Annotated in this window: 14 protein-coding genes; 8 read left to right on the top strand and 6 right to left on the bottom strand. The window is 75.4% G+C overall.

Annotated features, from left to right (window positions below):
• Positions 1-13: 13 nt before the first annotated feature.
• Positions 14-1078, bottom strand: coding sequence for a hypothetical protein (locus ACFC0B_RS39900; RefSeq protein ID WP_376098080.1), 1065 nt, complete (start codon positions 1076-1078; stop codon positions 14-16).
• 417 nt (positions 1079-1495) lie between these two features.
• Here ACFC0B_RS39900 and ACFC0B_RS39895 point away from each other — a divergent pair, with 417 nt between their 5' ends.
• The gene (locus ACFC0B_RS39895) at positions 1496-2590 is read left to right on the top strand and encodes a substrate-binding domain-containing protein (RefSeq protein WP_376098077.1); all 1095 of its coding nucleotides are present in this window, start codon (positions 1496-1498) and stop codon (positions 2588-2590) included.
• A gap of 53 nt (positions 2591-2643) precedes the next feature.
• On the opposite strand, the gene ACFC0B_RS39890 is transcribed toward ACFC0B_RS39895, so the two are convergent.
• Positions 2644-2901, bottom strand: a complete 258-nt coding sequence (locus tag ACFC0B_RS39890; protein WP_376098074.1) for a hypothetical protein — start codon at positions 2899-2901, stop codon at positions 2644-2646.
• Positions 2902-2992: 91 nt separating this feature from the next.
• Positions 2993-5809 (bottom strand): hypothetical protein, encoded by a 2817-nt coding sequence (locus ACFC0B_RS39885; protein WP_376098071.1) that lies wholly within the window; start codon positions 5807-5809, stop codon positions 2993-2995.
• A gap of 255 nt (positions 5810-6064) precedes the next feature.
• On the opposite strand from ACFC0B_RS39885, the gene ACFC0B_RS39880 reads away from it, so the two are divergent.
• The 4 genes from ACFC0B_RS39880 to ACFC0B_RS39865 all read left to right on the top strand — a co-directional run bounded on the left by ACFC0B_RS39880 (position 6065) and on the right by ACFC0B_RS39865 (position 9155).
• Entirely contained in the window at positions 6065-6712 is a 648-nt protein-coding gene (locus tag ACFC0B_RS39880) for a hypothetical protein (RefSeq protein WP_376098068.1), read from the top strand.
• 84 nt (positions 6713-6796) lie between these two features.
• Complete coding sequence (locus tag ACFC0B_RS39875) at positions 6797-7327, top strand: hypothetical protein (RefSeq protein ID WP_376098065.1); 531 nt, start codon at positions 6797-6799, stop codon at positions 7325-7327.
• A 78-nt stretch (positions 7328-7405) separates the two neighbouring features.
• A complete protein-coding gene (locus tag ACFC0B_RS39870) occupies positions 7406-7975 on the top strand; it encodes a hypothetical protein (RefSeq protein ID WP_376098062.1) in 570 nt (189 codons plus the stop codon).
• Complete coding sequence (locus ACFC0B_RS39865) at positions 7962-9155, top strand: MAB_1171c family putative transporter (RefSeq protein WP_376098059.1); 1194 nt, start codon at positions 7962-7964, stop codon at positions 9153-9155. The genes ACFC0B_RS39870 and ACFC0B_RS39865 overlap by 14 nt, the downstream gene beginning before the upstream one ends.
• A gap of 47 nt (positions 9156-9202) precedes the next feature.
• On the opposite strand, the gene ACFC0B_RS39860 is transcribed toward ACFC0B_RS39865, so the two are convergent.
• Both ACFC0B_RS39860 and ACFC0B_RS39855 read right to left on the bottom strand, forming a co-directional pair.
• A complete protein-coding gene (locus ACFC0B_RS39860) occupies positions 9203-10483 on the bottom strand; it encodes a hypothetical protein (protein WP_376098056.1) in 1281 nt (426 codons plus the stop codon).
• A 99-nt stretch (positions 10484-10582) separates the two neighbouring features.
• Positions 10583-11749: a hypothetical protein gene (locus ACFC0B_RS39855; protein ID WP_376098053.1), complete on the bottom strand. Its 1167-nt coding sequence runs from the start codon at positions 11747-11749 to the stop codon at positions 10583-10585.
• Between the two features lie 379 nt (positions 11750-12128).
• Here ACFC0B_RS39855 and ACFC0B_RS39850 point away from each other — a divergent pair, with 379 nt between their 5' ends.
• Positions 12129-12497, top strand: a complete 369-nt coding sequence (locus tag ACFC0B_RS39850) for a hypothetical protein (protein WP_376098050.1) — start codon at positions 12129-12131, stop codon at positions 12495-12497.
• A gap of 123 nt (positions 12498-12620) precedes the next feature.
• Here ACFC0B_RS39850 and ACFC0B_RS39845 read toward each other — a convergent pair whose 3' ends face one another.
• On the bottom strand, positions 12621-16259 hold the full coding sequence (locus ACFC0B_RS39845; protein ID WP_376098047.1) for a CHAT domain-containing protein: 3639 nt from the start codon (positions 16257-16259) through the stop codon (positions 12621-12623).
• Positions 16260-16396: 137 nt separating this feature from the next.
• Here ACFC0B_RS39845 and ACFC0B_RS39840 point away from each other — a divergent pair, with 137 nt between their 5' ends.
• Together ACFC0B_RS39840 and ACFC0B_RS39835 are read left to right on the top strand one after the other, a co-directional pair.
• On the top strand, positions 16397-16795 hold the full coding sequence (locus tag ACFC0B_RS39840; RefSeq protein ID WP_376098044.1) for a hypothetical protein: 399 nt from the start codon (positions 16397-16399) through the stop codon (positions 16793-16795).
• Positions 16796-16798: 3 nt separating this feature from the next.
• Positions 16799-17860 (top strand): hypothetical protein, encoded by a 1062-nt coding sequence (locus tag ACFC0B_RS39835; RefSeq protein ID WP_376098041.1) that lies wholly within the window; start codon positions 16799-16801, stop codon positions 17858-17860.
• Positions 17861-18102 lie beyond the last annotated feature (242 nt).

Below are 18102 nucleotides of genomic sequence, written 5' to 3'. Positions count from 1 at the left end.
CGGCGCGCGCCGGTCAGATGTGGAGGGTCACGCCGCAGGCCCCCATGGGGAGGACCAGGAAGCCGTGGCTCCGGACGACCGCGAGGCCGGTCGGCGAACAGGTCCACCCCCTGATACCGAAGATCGACCGCAGCGCGGTGGCGTGGGCGTCCCCGGCGTCCCAGTCACCGCGCCGCACGGCGGTGGTGAGCACGTAGCCGAACTCCGTCAAGGCCAGGCTCCGGGAGATGGTGGCGCCGGTGTCCTGGGGGGACAGCGGGGCGATCCCCTCCAGTGAGCGGAGCGTCAGGGCGCCGGGCCCGTCGCCGGGGGTGGTGTGGCCGCCGTACACCTGGCCGACGTAGCGGCCGACCGAGTAGGGGACGATCGCGTCCGGGTCCTGCAGCACGGCCGAGGTGCCCTGGTTCTCGGCCCCGGTGACCGTGACGCAGTCACCGAACGAGGTGTAGGAGCCGAGCGTGTAGGACAGCCCCCGGAAGAAGGCGAGCGCGGTGTCCGCGAGGTCGCCCCGGGCGGAGGGCAGCACCGGGTGGATGGTGGCGTTCGGCAGGGCGGGGTCGATCTGCTGCCAGTTGGTGTAGGCGCAGGTGTAGATCTGCTTCAGCATCCACGCGCTCAGGTTGGCGGGGGCGTGCCCGCCGGCCGGGGCGGCCCAGGTCACGGCGTCCTTGGCCAGGGCGACGAACAGGGCGTCCTCCCGGTCGCCGGTCTGCGGCCCCCGGTTCGTGCGGGCGAAGTCGAGGGTGCGGCTGGTGGTGGCGGCGAGCTGGAAGAGGCCCCAGAGGGTGTGCGGCGGGCGCACGATCGACTCCGCGCCGGTCTTCGGGGTGATGTACGCGTTCCCGGTGCCGTCCCAGCTGTAGAGCCGGGGCGAGGTGGTGTTGCCGGCAGCGGCCAGGGAGGCGTTGTAGTCGGCGGAGAACTGGTTGTAGAGCGACTGGGTCACCGGGGATCCGGCGCCGACGATGTCGGTCGCGGCGGGGACGGGCGGGTCGGCGAGGGCCGGGGTTCCGGCGTTGAGCACCAGCGCGCCGGCGAGGGCGAGGGCCGAGGCGGCCCGGGCGGCGAGACGGAGCATGGACAGACCTTCTCTCCACGGGGAGTTGTCGTTCGTCGTCGTTCGTCGTTCGTCGTTCGTGGACCCGACGGCATCCTTGACGGCCCGACCCGGCCCCCGGAACCCCGCACCTCCTCGGCCCGGCCCCGGGGCGGCCGCACGCCGCAGGTCGCGCGGCCCCGCCCCCCCCGAGCGGGCGCCGACTGTTCTTCCACCGGCCACCCCCAGGACCCCTCGCGCGGTGGCCGGCAGGAGGCCGCTGGACGTCCTGCGGAAGTACGGCCGGGGGCCGACCTGGCGGCCGGGCGGGGATGACCTGCGGCGCGACGGCAGGGCCGGTCGGACCACCGGCGGAAGGGCACTTCCGGCCGCCCGACGGGAGGCCGAGGATACCGCCGGGACTCCGCCCGACACCCCTTCCGGAGAGCAGGTCTGTCCATGCTCCGCTTCGTCGCCCGGGCCGCCTCGGCCCTCGCCCTCGCCGGCGCGCTGGTGCTCACCGCCACCGCCCCCGCCCCCGCCGACCCGATCACCCTCCCCAACGCCCAGGACATCGTCGGCGTCGGCGCGGAGGCGACCGAGAGCCTGTACACCCAGCTCTCCACCGAGTACAACGCCTTCCTCACCGGGAACACCACCTCGCCCCGGCTCTACAGCTTCAACTCCACCGGACCGAACCCGGTCTTCACCAAGTACGGGGCGACGGCCATCTCCCGGCCGTGGAGCACGGACGCCGGCCTCCACGCCCTGACCGGGACCACCAAGGACACGCTCGACTTCGCCCGCGCCACCCGCCCGCCGAAGCCCACCGACCCGGTCGACTGGGCCACCAACCTCCCGCTGACCTTCGTCGCGCTGGCCAAGGACGCCGTCAGCTGGGCCGCACCGGCCGCCGGCAACGCGCCGGCAACCCTGACCACCGCCCAGCTGACCGCGATCTACTCCTGCCAGATCACCCGGTGGAGCCAGATCAGCCCGTCGCTCCCCAACACCGTCATCCGGCCGGTCGTCAGCGGCCAGCTCACGGTGGACTACTACGGCGTGCACGGCACCGGACTCGACGCCACGATCTTCTTCCTGGAGAAGATCGGCTACGCCCAGGCGGTCCAGGACCTCGGCTTCGACCACTCCTGCGTCAGCGTGGTGTCCCGCGAGAACGAGGGCACCGACCCGATCCTCCAGGACCCCGACGCCCTGGTGCCGTACTCCGTCGGCCGCTACATCGGCCAGGTGTACGGCAGCCACACCACCCCCGGTGACGAACCCGGCGTCCTGACCCCGCGCGCGATCAATGGGGTCCTCCCGGTCACCGCCACCCACACCATCAACCCCGGCTTCACGGCGACGCCGTTCGGTCGGATGCTGTCCTCCGTCGTGCGCCCGGCCGAGTGGACCGCGCAGGACACCCACGGCACCGCCCTGCGCGCCATATTCGGCCCCACCGGGTGGATCTGCCAGCAGGGCCAGGCCACCGTCCGCAGCCACGGATTCCAGAGCCTGCCCGCGTCCGTCTGCGGCACGATCGTCCACTGACCCGCCGACAACGCGACGGCCCCGGACGCCCGAAGGCGGCCGGGGCCGGTCCGTCAGCGCCCCGCCAGGCGCTCCCCCAGGGCCCGCACGGCCTCGGAGCCGCTGCCCTCCAGGTGGTCGAGCAGCGCCGGCACGGCCGCGTACTCCCCGCGGGCCAGCGTCACCGGGGCTCCCCCGGTGGCCGGCCCGGCCTCGATCGCGGCCTCGGCGGCCTCGCCGAGGCCGGTGCCGAACGACAGCTGGGCGCCCTGGACCACCCGTCCCGTGATGTGGACCGTGCCCGCGATGCTGTTGGTGACCTCCACCGTCATGTCCCCCTCGTGTACGTCGTGTTCGGTGCCCGCACCGTAGCGCGCCGGGCTGCGCCACGCGGGTGGTACCCGCTCCCCCACCGGCCCGGGCTCAGCGGCGGTCGCCCGCGCGCAGTTCGGCGGCGATCTGGCGCCGGCCGGACACCAGCGCCTCCAGCACCACCGCGGCGCAGACGAGCAGCGCCAGCCCGGCGGTGGGGGCCAGCACCGGCAGCGCGCGCGGGCCCAGTGCGTCGTCCACCGCCGCCCCGACCAGCAGGGACAGGTCGAACGCCGGCCCGAGCAGGACGACGGCCGCCGTCGCGACCGCGGCGCCGCCGGCCACCGCGGCCAGGGTCTGCGGGACGGTCTCCGCGACGATCAGCGCCAGGCCCTGGCGGGGGCGCAGGCCCATGGTGCGCAGCCGGGCGAGCAGCGCCGCGCGGTCGGGTGAGGCCCTCAGCACGGTCAGCAGGACGGCGAGCAGGGCGAATCCGGTGCCGGCGGCGGCCGCGGACCGGAACAGCCGCGCGGTGGACTGCTGGAGCGGGTCGGCCGCCAGCCCGGCGTCCACCTCGCGGCTGGTGCGGACCTGGTAGCCGTCGGGGATGCCGTCCGGTTCCCTGCTGACCTCCCGGGCCTCCTCGCGGAGGAGTTCGGCCAGGCCCGTCGCGTCGGCGAGGCCGCTGTGCAGGAAGAGCGGGCGCAGCCGGTCCCCGTCGATGTCGCCGACGGCGAACCAGTTGTCGGCGCGGGCGAGTTCCGGCAGCCGCGCCGAGGCGGGGCCGACCGGCAGGACGACGAACTCGCGGATCGCCTCGGGCAGCGCGGGGGTGGCGGCGACGGTGCCGGCCACGGTGGCGAGCAGTTCGCCGCCGGGGGTGCGCAGCCGCTGCGGGCCGGCCGGGAGCCGCTCGGCGAGGCCGGGGCTGACCAGGGCGGGTACGGGGGCGTCGGGACCGCCGGGCAGCGCGGCCAGCGCGGCGGGGTCGAAGGGGCCGGCGCCGACGGTCCGGGCGATCTCGGCGTAGGCCCGCGGCTCGACCACCACCGCGGTGGCCTGGACGGCGAGCGGGCCGGTGCCGAGGACGTAGGTCTGCCGCTCGATCCGGACGGGGCTGGAGGCGCGGACGCCGGGCAGGGCGGCGGCGGCCGCGAGGAACGGTTCGGGCAGGGGCGCGTCGAGCGGGACCAGGACGGCGGCGTCGCCGCCGATCGCGGTGCGGGCCGCGCGCAGCCGGGCGTCGTCGACGGCGTCGAGCACGGTGGCCCCGAAGCCGGCGGTGGTGACGGCGATCAGCAGGGCGAGCGTCGGCAGCACGGCCGGCCGGGGGTGGCCGGAGGCGTCGCGGGCGGTCCGGGCGAGGCCGAGGAAGCCGATCAGGCCGCGTCCGCGCCGGGCGGTGGCGGCGAGTCGGCCGACCAGCCGCGGCTGGACGCGGGCCAGCAGCAGGCCGCCGGTGAGCGCGACCAGCAGCGGTGCGGCGACGAGCAGCGGGTCCGGTCCGGCGCCGGGCGGGGCCGCGCCCCGGCGGCGGACCTCGGCCACGGCCGCGGCCGTGACGGTGAGCACCAGGAGCTCGCCGACGAGCCGGCGCCGGGTCCGCGCGGCGGGCCGGGGCCGGGCCGGCAGCACGGCCGCGCGCACCGGGAAGGCCAGCAGCGCGAACAGCGTGGTGGCGCCAGCCGCGAGGGCGGCCGCCGTCCAGCGCGGGGCGGGCAGCAGGAGCAGCGCGAGCGCGGTGCCGACGGCGGCGGCCGGCAGGACGGTGACCGCGTTCTCGCCGAGCAGACGCAGCAGGAGGCCGGTGCGCGAGCCGCCGCGGGCCCTGAGCAGCCGGAGTTCGGCGGCGCGCCGGTCGGCGGCGAGGGCGGCGGCCAGGCCGAGCACCACGGCGATGACGCCCGCGACCCCGGCCGGGCCGATCGCCGCCAGCGGAACGGTGGCCCGGTGGCGGGCGGTGGCGTCGGCGAGCACCTCGGGCAGCAGGGTGGTGACGCCGAGTTCGCGGCGGTCGGCCGCCTCGGCGGCCCCGACGGTGCCGGGGCCGGCCAGGTACGAGCCGACGCCGGAGCGGAGTTCGGCGAGCCGGTCGGCGCGCAGGGCGTACGGGTCGAGGGGCAGCCGCCAGAAGTCCTCGCCGCCACCGCCCCAGGCGAGCAGCCCGGCGAGGCCGTCGCCGCCGACGAAGCCGCCGGTCTCCCAGCGCACGCCGCCGCCGTCGAGGGTCTTCAGGCAGGCGCGGTCGGGGCAGGGCAGGTCCCGCCAGAAGCGCTCGCGGGGGTCGTCGGCGCGGTAGAGGCCGACGATCCGGACCCGGGCCGGGGCCGCCGCCTCGCCGGCGCCCCGGTCGGCGGGACCGCCGTCGACGATGTCACCGACCTTGAGCCGGACGGTCTCGGCGGCCCGCCCGCTGACCACGATCGGCAGCGGCTCCCCCGGCTGCGCCGGGCCCGGCCAGGTGCCCTCGGTCAGGGTCGCGTGCCCGGCGAGGTTCTGCAGGTACGTCAGGTGCAGCTGCGGGGCGATCCCGCCGGGCCGGTCGTACCCGTCGCCGAGCATCGGACGGCCGCTCAGGGCGCGGGTGCCGTGGTGCTCGCCGTCCCGGGTGAGCGGGAGGTCGGCGCCGATCCGCGCCACGAGCCGCTCGCGCAGCGCGTCGAGGTCGGCGGCCCGGGCGCCGGGCCGCGGACGGGCGGTGAGGTGGAGGCTGGTGGCCTTGACGCCGCGATCGAGGACGAACCTGGCCACCGCGCTGTCCGCGCCCCGGTCGGCGGCCCTGGGCAGGGCGGCCGCGGTGAAGACGGCGGCCAGCGTGAGCACGGCCGTGAGCAGGGCGGCCGCCCGCGCCGCACGCAGCCGTGTCCGCACCCAGGCCGCCGGCCGATGGGCGTCGCCGCGGCGGCGGAGCACGCCGTGGTCCAGCATCCCGCTTCCTCCCCCCGGGCCCCGGGTGCACCGATCACCGGCCCGTGCTCGCCGGATAGCGGACGATGCTCTCAGATGGGCCCGCCGGAACGGAAGGGCCTTCCGGGCAAGGCCGGGCCGTTCGGGCAGGGCGCGGCCGTTCGGGCACGGCCGGCCCGCCCGATCGCCCGATCACCCGGCAGCCCGACGCTCGGCCGCCCGCGCCGGAGCGCCGCCGGCGGGGCGGCTGACAGTGGCGCGTGGGACAGTGCGTCCGTGAACATCACAACCACACTGCGCAGTTGGGACGACGCCGTGGCTCTCTTCGAGCGCCGCGGCCTGCCCGAGGACTCCTACGAGAACCTCTACGAGGAGGAGTACGACGTCCACGCCGGCGACCTGTCGGTCGAGGGGCACCTCGACCTCGACGCCGCCGAGCCGGACGGCACCGGCTACATCGTCGACGGCGACCTCACCGTCGACGGCGCGATCCTCAACACCGACGACGGCTGCCCCGCGCTGATCGTCCTCGGCGACCTCCGGGCCGCCGCCGTCTACCTGGAGGGCGACGCCAAGCTCCTGGTCCGCGGGGACGTCCGGGTCGGCGCCTTCGTCGGCCACCTGACCGACAAGCTGGTGATGATCAACGGCGACCTGCGCGCCCAGGTCACCGTCCTGTCCTCCGAGTTCAGCCCGGACCTCATCGGCGGCACCCTGCACGGCCCGGTGCTCGCGCCCCCGTACCTCGCGCCCGATCCGCAGGCGCCGGTCGCCCCCGAGGGCGTGCTGGTGCCCGAGGTCCTGCGCGCCGAGGACGAGAACGACCCCGACGAGCTGCGCGGCTTCGATACCCCCGGCGTCCACGGGGGCCGCCTGTTGCAGCGCATCGAGGCCGGACTGCCCGTCACCCTGGCCGGGCGGTAGGCGGCCGGCCGGCCCCGTCCGTGCGCGGACGGGGCCGGCCCGGCGGACCTGGAATACTGGGCGGATCCGGTGGGCGGAGGGGTCATGGGTGTGAGCGGGCGGGACGACGGGGACGCGGCGCGGGCCGAGGAGGACCGGCCGGGCGATCCCGAGGCGGAGCGGCTCGGGCGGCGGATCGAGTTCCTGTTCGCCCACGTGCAGCCGCTCGGCCGGCGGTACACCCTCCAGGAGGTCGTGGACGGGATCCGCGACGCCGCCCGGCCGGGCGAGCCCAAACTCTCCGTCGGGCGGCTGTGGATGCTGGTCAAGGGCAGGGCCGCCAACCCCACCGTCGGCACCCTGCGCGCGCTCGGCGACTTCTTCGGCGTCCCGCAGGCCTACTTCATCGACGACGAGGTGGCGGAGCGGGTCGCGGCGCAGCTCTCGCTGATCGCCGCGATGCGGGCCAACGACGTCCGCTCGGTCGCGCTGCGGGCCGCCGCGGTGGCGACCATGTCGGCGCACGGGGTGGACGCCGTGCGCTCGCTGGTGGAGCGCAGCGGACTGCTGGAAGCACAGGCCGGAGAGGACGGTTCGTCCACGGACCTCCGGCCCGGCGGCGGATCGTTCGTCTAGACTCCGTCGGGGCGCACGGGCGGGCGCGCGTGGTGCGGGGACCGCGCGGACGAGGAGCCGTGCCCGAGGGGTGAGCGCATGCGGGAAGCGGAGTGGCGTCCTTTCAAGAAGCGGTGCGACGGGCTGATCGGCGAGCTGGACGTCCCCGGCCCCTTCACGATCGGGCGGCTGGCCGACGCGGTGGCCGCGCGGCGCGGCCGGCCGATGCGGCTGATCCCGCTGCCCCCGGCCGACCCCGGCGGCGGGTCGGGCATCTGCGGGGTGTGGATGGCGCTCGGCGGCGCCGACCACGTCTACTACTCGGCGGTGACCAGCCCCGTCCACCAGGCCCACATCGTGCTGCACGAGCTGGCGCACATGCTGCTGGACCACCGGCAGGACGGCCCGCCGGACCAGGCGGGGCTGCGGCAGCTCTTCCCCGACCTGGACCCGGCGATGGCCGCCCGCCTGCTGGCGCGGGACCGCACCCGGGCGACCACGGACCAGGAGGAGGAGGCGGAACTGCTGGCCTCCCTGCTGTGGCAGCACTTCGACGCCCTCCCGGCCGCGCTGCCGGGAGCCTCCCGGGAGTCCGCCGAAACGCTCGCCCTGGTGCACTGCACCTTCGCCGGTGCCTACGAGTGGAGGGGGCCGGATGCGGCCGTTTGACCTGGCGGTGCTGCCGCCGGTGTGGTTCCTGACCCTGTGGAGCCTGCGCGGGCTGCGCAACGCTCCCCGGCGCGCCCGGGTGCTGCGGACGATGTGGGCCTGCTGGGCGGTGTCGATGACCCTGGGGGCGCCGGTGGTCCGCCGGGTGGTGGACGCGGCCCTGGGCGTCGCCAGCGTCACCAACCTGCTGGTGCACCTGGCCGGCCTGGCGGCGACGGCGACCGCGCTGGAGTTCGTCCGGGAGATCACCGGGCGGGCCCGCGGGCGGATGTCACGGCTGAACCTGGCCGGCCTGGCGGTCGCCTCCGCCGCGCTCGCCGCGCTGTTCGCCGCGATGCCGCGCCCGGACGGCGAGGTCGACCTGCTGACCTACGCACAGGGCTCCTTCACGGCCTACCTCTACTGGATGGTGCTGACCGCCGACATCGGGATCGGTGTGCTGGCCGCCGCCCGCCTCTGGTGGGTGCACGGCAAGCACGCCGCACCCGGGCCGATGCGGACCTCGCTCCGGCTGATGCGGGTGTCGACCGTGCTGGCGACGGCCTATCTGGCGCACCGGCTCTACTACCTGACCGCCCGCCGGCTCGGTCACGAGGAGCTGGCACCGGCGGCGGTCGCGGGCACCAGCCAGGTCCTGCTCGCGCTCGGCCTGGTGCTGTTCGCGCTCTCGGTGGCCTGGCCCTCACTGGCCGAACACCGGCAGAAGCGGCTCGCCGTCCGGCAGGCCGACCGGATCGCCCCGCTCTGGCGGCTGCTGCAGTCGGCGACGCCCGGGGTGGCGCTGCCGCTGCCGGAGGAGCTGCGGCGCAACAACCCCCGGCTGCGGCTGTACCGCTACGTGATCGAGATCCGGGACAGCGCGCTGACGCTGGAGCGGCACCTCGACGCGGCCCGGCAGGCCGCCGCCGAAGCGGAGCTGGCCGCCGCGGGCCTCGGCGGCAGCGGGCTCGCGCCGGCCGTCGAGGCGGTCCTGCTGCGCTATGCCGCGGCGGCCGAACGGGCGGAGGTCCCGGCCGGGTCCGGCGGCCGGCCCGACGTCCGGGGGGCGTTGGACCTGGAGGCCGAGATCGCCTGGTTCGAGCGGGTCGCGGCGGCCGTCGAACTGCCCGCCGTGGTGGCGGCCGCCCGGAGCCTCGCGAAGGTCAGCGGCGTGCCGGGCGGGGGCGGCGGCGCGGGGTGACCACCACCGCCACCACCGACCCTGCCGCCACCGCCGCCCGGTCGGCGTCAGTTGGACCGGCCGTCCCAGTTGGCGGAGACGGGCAGGTCACCGGCCTCGCCCCAGCTCACCTTCGTCAGCGAGCCGTCGTCCATCCGCAGGTGGAACTCACCCGTGGACGGGCGGAAGATCCCGATGTTGTCCGGGCCCGCACCGTCGAAGTTCGCCGACACCGGGAGGTCACCGGCCTGACCCCAGGAGATCTTCGTCAGCGAGCCGTCGTCCATCCGCAGATGGAACTCACCCGTCGACGGACGGAAGATCCCGACGTTGCCCGCCGCGCCGCCGTCCCAGTTCCCCGCCACCGGCAGGTCACCGGCCTCACCCCAGGAGATCTTCGTCAGCGAGCCGTCGTCCATCCGCAGATGGAACTCACCCGTCGACGGACGGAAGATCCCGACGTTGTCCGGACCCGCACCGTCCCAGTTCGCGGAGACGGGCAGGTCACCGGCCTCGCCCCAACTCACCTTCGTCAGCGAGCCGTCGTCCATCCGCAGGTGGAACTCACCCGTCGACGGACGGAACACGCCGATGTTGTCCGGACCCGCACCGTCGAAGTTCCCCGACACCGGCAGATCGCCGGCCTCACCCCAACTCACCTTCGCGAGCGAGCCGTCGTCGTACCGCAGGTGGAACTCACCCGTCGACGGACGGAACACGCCGATGTTGTCCGGACCCGCGCCCGCACTGCCGCCGAAGAGCGCGGCGGCGATGCGCACGCCGTCGGGGGCCTGGACCGGGTATCGCTCGGGGAAGCCGGAGCGCTGGACCTCCTGGCAGAGGACGCCGATGTCCCGAGTCTGCCAATTGGGGCGCTGGAGCAGTACGTCGAGGAAGGCGTTCGTGGTCCAGGTCGGATCCATCCGCTGGTTGAAGGTGCCCCAGGAGGCCCGCTGCTGGAAGAGGCCGACGCTGTCGTGGTCGACGACATTCGGGTTGTTGCGGATCTCGGATTCGACGATGGCCGTGGTCAGGGCGATCGCCGCGGCCCGCTCGGGCAGGCCGCGGGCCTTGACCGTCTTGACGATCGCGCGGGCGCAGGAGACCCGGTAGGCGCTCATGGCGCCGCGCAGCTTTCCGGTCAGGACGCCGTTGAGCTGGTTGGCCACGGTCTGGTCGGACGGGAGGACCTGACCGCAGGAGTAGTCGGGGATCGCCGCGAGGGCGGACGGCCCGTAGAGGTCGCTCGCGTCGTCCGCCAGGGCGGCCGGCGCGGCGGCGAGGAGACCCCCGGTCAGGGCCGCCGCGGTGGCGACGGCGGCGAGGTGATGGCGCACGGTGCTGTTCACGTGGTGATGTCCTGCCTCGGTTCGACGTTCGATGCGTGGGCGTCGGGAACGCCGTCCCGGGGGCGCGACCGCTCGCCGCGCCCCCGGGGCGGCACCGGGCTACCGGCGGGCGTCCCAGTTGGCGGAGACGGGCAGGTCGCCGTTCTCGCCCCAGCCGAGCTTGGTCAGCGAGCCGTCGTCCATCCGCAGGTGGAACTCACCCGTCGACGGACGGAAGATCCCGATGTTGTCCGGGCCCGCACCGTCGAAGTTCGCGGACACCGGGAGGTCGCCGGCCTGGCCCCAGGAGATCTTCGTCAGCGAGCCGTCGTCCATCCGCAGGTGGAACTCACCCGTCGACGGACGGAAGATCCCGACGTTGTCCGGACCGGAGCCGTCCCAGTTCGCGGACACCGGGAGGTCACCGGCCTCGCCCCAGCTCACCTTCGTCAGCGAGCCGTCGTCCATCCGCAGGTGGAACTCACCCGTCGACGGACGGAACACGCCGATGTTGTCCGGACCCGCACCGTCGAAGTTCCCCGACACCGGAAGGTCGCCGGCCTCACCCCAGCTCACCTTCGCGAGCGAGCCGTCGTCGTACCGCAGGTGGAACTCACCCGTCGACGGACGGAACACACCCACGTTGTCCGGACCCGGGCCGGGGTTGGTCGCGTCGTCGACGATGCTGTTGTTGCGGACGGGCTTGAACGTCCCGTAGCCCGGGAAGTACGGGTACGGGATCGTGCGGTGGTGCACACCGCTGCCGGTGAACTCGTAGCCGCTGTAAGCGGTCTGCGAGGAGTCCGTCCAGCCCCCGAAGAGAACGATGTGACCGGACGCTCCGGCCGCGTCGTTGAGCAGGGCGTCGCCCGGCTTGAGCTGGCTCTTGTTGATCCAGGAGGCGACGCCGCTCGGAACGAAGTCGGGCGTCGTCAGTCCGGGAGTGCCGAGGTTCCAGGCCATCGACACATAGCCCGAGCAGTCGGTCCGGTACCCCTGGTAGGTCCGGTACCAGTTGTATTCGAGTCCCTTGCCGACCCAGGAACTCGCCCGCTGGATCGCCTGGCTGCGGCTGATCTGCGGGCCGGCGGCGGTCAGCCGGGCGGCGGCCGCCGCGGACTTGCCCTGGCCGGCGCCGCCCTTGTCGATGCGCGCGAGTTCAGCGGCCGAAGGAGCCGACGGCGCGGAATCGGCCGCGACGGCCGGCGTGGCGGCGATGATGCCGCCGATGAGCGCCGCGGCGGCGGCGACGGCCTGAGCGCGGGTCAGGACACGCTGGATGGACATGTGGTTCTCCCCCTGGCACATGGATGGCGGGAAACTCGGCGCCGCCGCTGCGGCGGGGCCCCGGTGACCTGCGCCGGTCGTCGCCCGCGGCGATCCCCTCGTGCCGGTTCGACGGCTGGTCACAACGGTCATCATTCAGGCCGCATGCGAACCAAGTCAATGTTCAGTGAAAACACGAACCCAGATCGTTGGCCTGATCAACGCGCGTAACGCTGCCGCCATATGCCGAACTGTCAGGACAAAAAGAAGAGATCCGCAGGTCGCCGATCGGCCCACCCGGGATCTCTTCTGGCTAGAACTTTTCACTATGGAGTCAAATGACCCACCCCCTTCCTTCCGAACGACGAACCGGCGAGGGACGAGTGGGATGATGTCCGACATGACGGATGAGCAGGCCCTCGGCGAGGGCGCGGTCCTGGACGAACTGCTGCGCGAGGCGGCCGCCGACGAGGCCGGGGCGCTGTGGCGGCTGACCGGCGCGGAGCGCCAACTGGACGCCAACTTGGTGCGGCTGCGGCCCGACACGTCGGTCGCCGAGCACGTCGAACCGGACCTGGACGTGCTGGTGCTGGGAATCGCCGGGCAGGGCACGCTGCGCTGCGGCGGCGTCGCGCACGCACTGGAGGCGGGCGCGCTGCGCCTGCTGCCGCGCGGCGCGGCCCGCGGTGTGTCGGCGGGCCCGGAAGGCGTCGTCTATCTGACGGTCCACCGGCGGCGACCGGGCATGGCCATCCGCCCCCGACCCTGAGGTCCGCGGGCCTGAAGTCCGATGCCCTGAAGGCCCGCTACCAGGCCGGGTTCGCACGCGGGCCGCCGGCGGCCCGCCCCGCCCCGCCCCGGGGGACGGACAGGCCGTCAACGCGCCATCCGCTCAGGCGCCCGCGTGCAGATGGGCGGCCCAGAGCCGCGGCGCCCCGTTGAAGTTGAGCGGAGCCGGCAGCCCGTGGCCGTCGCGGACCCGGCGGACGGCCTGGTGGAGCGCGCGGGCCGCCCGGTCCGGGTCCGGCGGCGCGTGGTCGGCTCCGAGCCCGGTGTAGAACAGCGAGGCGACGGTGACGGCCACCTGGTCGTTGATCTCCCACAGGGTGCCGATCACATGGGGGAAGCCGGCGAGTTGGAAGGCCGAGGTGAGGTGGATGGCCTCGTCGAGCAACTCGGAGTTGTCGATGGCCGCGGTGCGGCAGGCCGACAGGAAGGCCAGCCGCGCCTCGTCGAGCGCGACCGACGCGAGGCTGGCGACGGTCAGCGGAGCCCGCGCGTAGTCGTGGAGCAGCAGGAGGCTCCGGGACGGGTCCGCCGCATCGCTGTATCCGTGGCAGGCGAAGTGCGCGATCGCGCAGTGCGGCAGCTGGGCGAGGACGTGGTCCCGCGTCGGCAAGGCGGAGGCCGGCACCGCACGGCCGCCCCCGGGCTCCGGTTCCTGGAGCAGGACCGGATCGGGCAGCCGTCCGAGGAGCATCGCCACCTCCTTCCCGACGTAGTGCAGCCGGCCGTGGCCCGGTAGGCCGGGGGTGGTCGGCATGGCCACCACGAGGCTTCGGGCCGGCCTACCGGCGGTGGCGCGGGCGGCGCGCTCGCGGGAGTGGCGCAGCGCGCGGACCGTCGGGGTGTACGACGAGACGACGCGGTCCATGACGGTGCGCCGCCGGCGCGGCTTGTCCGGCCGGTCGTCGTGATAGCCGGAGGCGTGCAGGGGCAGCAGGCCCAGCAGCCCGCCCGGTACCCACCACACGCGCGGCCAGTCGTCCGAGACGTCCTGGCGGCCGTGGAGCTTCAGTGCGGTCAGCACCGGGCCGGTCGCCGCGTCCCACAGCCACTGGAGAACGGCGACCATGGCCTCCTGGGCCGCCTCCAGCTCCGCCCCGTTCGCACCTGTGTCCGCGCGCGTCGTGTACAGGGCGTCGCGGAAGCGGTTCACCTGGTCGGTCACCGTACGGGGGGTGAGGCCCGGCAGCTCCAGGCTCCTGATGCCGTCGGGTGTGATCAGCAGGGCGTCGCTGCGGTACTCGCTGATGTTGAACACCACGACGGGGCCGTGGGCGGCCTCGGCGATGAGCTCCTCGTCGGTGGGCGGCACGCCGAAGGCCGTGAAGGCGTCCAGGCCGCGGATCTCCCCCAGCAGGGCGGCGAACGCCTCCGCCGCCAGGCGTCGGCCTCGCACCAGTCGTTCGTCCGGGTGCTCCTGGTCGGCCGTCCTGCCGAGGGGACGGATCGCGGCGGCGGCGCTTGCCGGCGTGTCTAGCCGTGCGCGCAGCTCGACGTAGCGGGCGGCCAGGTCGGGCCGCAGGGCATGCAGTTCGGTGAGGTCGCCGCGGGTCTCCAGCGTCTGGCCGAGCAGCACCGCCCGGCCGGCCTCCAGCAGGCGCAGCGCCCGCGCGGCCCGCTCGGCATCCGTGCCGCCGGGGGCGGCGAGCGCCAGCGCGGCGGCACGGCCGGCCAGGCCGGCGAACTGCCCGACGGCGTGCTGCTGATCGCCGCGCTCCAGGCGGCGCGGGGCCACGTCGGACAGTCGCAGCACCGCCTTCTCCGCCGCCTGTGCCGCCCGCCCGTGGTCGCCGGCCTCGGCCAGCAGGCGGGCCGCCCGGTAGGAGGCCCGGACCGCGGCCGAGGCGGTGGCCGCCGCCTCCGCCGCGGCCAGGTAGTGGGAGATCGCCTCCGTCAGGTCCGTCCGGGACCCGGTCCGCCGGAACCGGCCGGTCAGCGCACCACCGAGGTTGGACAGACAGCTCGCCCGCTCGTGGTGGTCGGCCGGCCCGGTGTCCGCCACCTGCCGCCCGAGCGCGATGGCCTCGTCCAGGTCCTCCGGCGTGCCCCCTCGCTCCGCCTTCAGGACCAGCGCGTTGGCGAGGCTGGACCGCGCCGACGCGAGATCGGCCGGGTCGGTGGCCGTGGCCACGACGTCGCGCGCCACCGTGATCGCCTCGTTCAGGTCCGCTACGGACCCGCTCAGGTGGGACCGGGCCTGCAGCGCGCTGCCGAGGTTGGCCAGGGCATTCCTTCGGGTGTCCGGCTCGGTGGCGGCGGCCGCGGCGGCGCGCGTCACGCCGACCGCCTCGTCGAGGTCCGCCGCCTCGCCGGTCCGTTCCGACCGCCGCATCAGCATGGATCCGAGGTTGCTCAGGGCGCCCCACAGGTAGAGCGGGTCCTTGGTGGCGGCCGCGGCGACCTCGCGCGACGTCGCGACCGCATCGTCCAGGTCCGCCAGCGCCCCGGTCGCCTCGAACCGCCGCAGCAGCACGGTGCCGAGGTTCGCCGCCGCCTCCAGGAACACCGAGTCGCCGCGGGCCCGGGTGGCGTCCGCCGCCTGCCGCAGCTGCTCGACCGCGGCATCCGCGTCCGCCAGGGCCGCGGTCCGGTCGAACCGCTGAGCCAGGCGGCCTCCCAGGTTCGCCAGCACGACCGGACGCTCCTGATCGGACACGGTGTCCGCCGCCCGCTGTGCGAGGGCGATGGCCTCGTCCCGGTCGGCCGCCGAACCGGTGAGCAGGCGCCGGGCCCACAGGGCGTTGCCCAGCGTGGCCAGTGCGTCTCCTTGGACGAACTCCTCGGCCGAGCCCACCGTCACGGCCCGCCGGCCGACCACGATGGCCTGTTCCAGGTCGGCCGGCTCCCCCTTGGCGTGATACCGGGCCCGGAGCGCGGTGCCGAGGTGGGAGAGCCGTATCGCGTGCCGAGGGTGGCCGGAGGGGGTGGCGGCGAGGGCCATCCGCAGGTACGTGATGGCTCTGTCGAGGTCTGCGTCCACCGCGGTCACGTTGTGCCTGCTCGCCAGGGTGATCCCCAGCAGCCACAGCGGCTCCGCGCCGTCGGGGTGGCCGGGACCGGCCTCGACCGCGGCCTCCCAGGCCAGTTCGGCCGCTTCGTCCAGGTCGCCCGCCGACTCGGTCCGCTGCCCGCGTGCCTGGAGCAGGCCCGCGGCATCGGTCAGCCACGCCACGCGGTCCGGATGGTCGGGGGGAGCGGCCTCCAGGGCCTCCCGGACGCATGCGAGAAGCAGGTCCGGATCAAGGATCCGCAGGCCTCGCACGCCCCAGTCGCGCACCACCTCGGCGACCAGCGCCAGCCGTTCGGCCCGTTCCCGGCTGTCGGCGGGGGTGGCCGCCAGGACGCGCTGCACCATCATCGCCGCGACGCCGCAGGCGATCCGGTCCGGTGAGGCCTGCGCACGCCGGAGTGCCGCGACGGCCTGCGGGGCCGCACGCTCCGCGATGACGGGCAGCAGCGGCTCGGGCGGATCACCGGCACCGACCATGAAGCAGCGGGTGAACGCCTCGACGGCCTCCGTCAGCTCGGCCGTCAGCACGTCCTGGGACAGGCCGCGCCGACGGCCGTACAGGTACCGGCTCCAGCGGAACCAGCCGAGCGCGTACCGCACCTCGTCGTCGTCGTGGCTCTCGGCGAGCCGCCGGGCGTCGCGGAGGGCGTCCGGGCCCAGGATCCACGACGGATCCCCGCTCTCCCTGGTCCGTTCCAGCCGTGCCCACAGCGCAGCCAGTCGTGCCTCACGCACCATGCCTCCCGATCGGTCGCACGGCGCGATGGTAGTGGGATGATCCTTGCGCTGACAGGCAGTTGATCCGATACGCTCCCGGGCAGACGGCCCGGTTCGATCGGCGACGCCGTCGGGAGCGGGGGGTGGTCGGACACATGGCCGACACGCAGGAGACGGCGCGGCGGCTGGCGATCGTGTGCGCACGGGAGCAGGAGATCGGGGGGCGCCTGCGGGCCGGGCCGCTCGGGAGCGACGACCTCCTCCGGGAGCTGATCCAGGCCGCCCGGGCCGGCGAGGACGTGGCCGACCGGGTGGACACGCTCCACAGCGTGCTGGAGGCGATCGGGGTCGTGCGCGGCCTGTACGCCTTCGACGAGCACGGGTCCGCCGGCGACCGGGGCGTCCACGCCGTGGGGGTCGACCGGGGTCTCCCGGCCGAGCCGGTCCACCTCTGCCCGAACGCGCGGTGCGCACGCTTCTGGTGGCCGCAGGGCCCCGCTCCCGTCCCGCGGTGCACGGTCAGCGGGGACGCCCTGCGCCGAGAGCGGCGGTAGCCGGTGGGGGGTCTGCTGGCCGAACTCGGCAAGAAGCTCGCCGAACGGTGGCTGTCCCTGCTCGTCCTGCCCGGTGCCCTGTACCTGGCCGTCGCGGCCGTCGCCCGCGCCCTGGGACAGGCCCACGCGCTGGACCTGCAGCGGCTCACCGACCGGATCACCGGCTGGGCCGGCGCCCCCGCCGCAGGCACGGGCGGCGGCCAGGCGGTCCTGCTGGCGGCGGTGCTGGGCGGCGCGGCCGGCATCGGCCTGGCCGCCCAGGCACTCGGTTCCCTCGTCGAGCGGATCCACCTGGCCGCGGACTGGCGCAGTTGGCCCGCGCCGGCCCGCGCCCTCGCCGAGCGGGCCACCGACAGCAGGCGCCGCCGCTGGAAGCGGCACGCCAGGGAATGGCACCGCCTACGGAACGCCGACGGCGCCCGCGCCGCCATGGCCCGTCTGACCGGCACCACCCCGGCCCGCACCGAGGACGAGGCCACCGCGCTCCGGACCGCCTGGACGGCGATGACCCGGATCGCCCCCGAATCCCCCGACCGTCCCACCTGGAGCGGCGACCGCGTGCACGCCGCGGCGCTGCGCCTGGGCCGCGACCAGCACTTCGACCTGGCCGCCCTGTGGCCGCACCTGTGGCTGGTCCTCCCCGACACCGTCCGCGGCGAGATCACGGCAGCGCGGCAGGGTCTCACCCGCGCCACCGCGCTGAGCGCCTGGGCCCTGCTCTACCTCCCGCTCGCCGCCTGGTGGTGGCCCGCCCTCCTCGCCGCCGTCGTACTCGCCGCCACCGGACGGCAGCGCACCCGCGCCGCCGCCGACACCTATGCCACCCTGGTGGAGGCCGCCGTCCGCCTGCACGCCCGCGATCTCGACGCCCGGCTCGGCCCGGACCTCGACGACCCCGCCGTGCAGGACACCAACGCGGCTCTCATGCGCCATCTGACGCCCAGCGCGCCCCCGGCACCGGAACCGGACCCCGAACCGGAGCCAGAGCCGGTGCCCGAGCCGGAGCCCGCGGGGGCCCCGGCGGCCGAGCCGGCCGCCGAACCCGAGGCGACCCCCAGCAGCTGACGGGACGGCCGCGGGCCGAGCGCCGCGGCGCCGACCGGACCGCCGGGCCCGTCGCATCCAAGGAGCCTCCGGCACACCCGAGTTGACCACGCACCGGACAGGAGTCCGGCCTGCCCCGGCTCAGCACCCGGTGCCCCGCCCCCGCGGCTCGACCAGGCCGGAGTCGTGGGGGGGGGGGGGGGGGGGGGCGCGGGCGCGGGGGGGCGGGGGGGGGCCCGGGGGGGGGGGGGCGGGCCCGGCCC

The sequence above is a fragment of the Kitasatospora sp. NPDC056184 genome (assembly GCF_042268405.1).
Lineage (GTDB): Bacteria > Actinomycetota > Actinomycetes > Streptomycetales > Streptomycetaceae > Kitasatospora.
Note: the sequence above shows the minus strand (reverse complement) of the source record. Positions and strands in the feature narration are given on the sequence as shown.

Coding starts and splice junctions, on each gene's coding strand:
- ACFC0B_RS39900 (WP_376098080.1), bottom strand. CDS start 1,078: ATGCTCCGTCTCGCCGCCCGGGCCGCCTCGGCCCTCGCCCTCGCCGGC.
- ACFC0B_RS39895 (WP_376098077.1), top strand. CDS start 1,496: ATGCTCCGCTTCGTCGCCCGGGCCGCCTCGGCCCTCGCCCTCGCCGGC.
- ACFC0B_RS39890 (WP_376098074.1), bottom strand. CDS start 2,901: ATGACGGTGGAGGTCACCAACAGCATCGCGGGCACGGTCCACATCACG.
- ACFC0B_RS39885 (WP_376098071.1), bottom strand. CDS start 5,809: ATGCTGGACCACGGCGTGCTCCGCCGCCGCGGCGACGCCCATCGGCCG.
- ACFC0B_RS39875 (WP_376098065.1), top strand. CDS start 6,797: ATGGGTGTGAGCGGGCGGGACGACGGGGACGCGGCGCGGGCCGAGGAG.
- ACFC0B_RS39870 (WP_376098062.1), top strand. CDS start 7,406: ATGCGGGAAGCGGAGTGGCGTCCTTTCAAGAAGCGGTGCGACGGGCTG.
- ACFC0B_RS39865 (WP_376098059.1), top strand. CDS start 7,962: ATGCGGCCGTTTGACCTGGCGGTGCTGCCGCCGGTGTGGTTCCTGACC.
- ACFC0B_RS39855 (WP_376098053.1), bottom strand. CDS start 11,749: ATGTCCATCCAGCGTGTCCTGACCCGCGCTCAGGCCGTCGCCGCCGCC.
- ACFC0B_RS39850 (WP_376098050.1), top strand. CDS start 12,129: ATGACGGATGAGCAGGCCCTCGGCGAGGGCGCGGTCCTGGACGAACTG.
- ACFC0B_RS39840 (WP_376098044.1), top strand. CDS start 16,397: ATGGCCGACACGCAGGAGACGGCGCGGCGGCTGGCGATCGTGTGCGCA.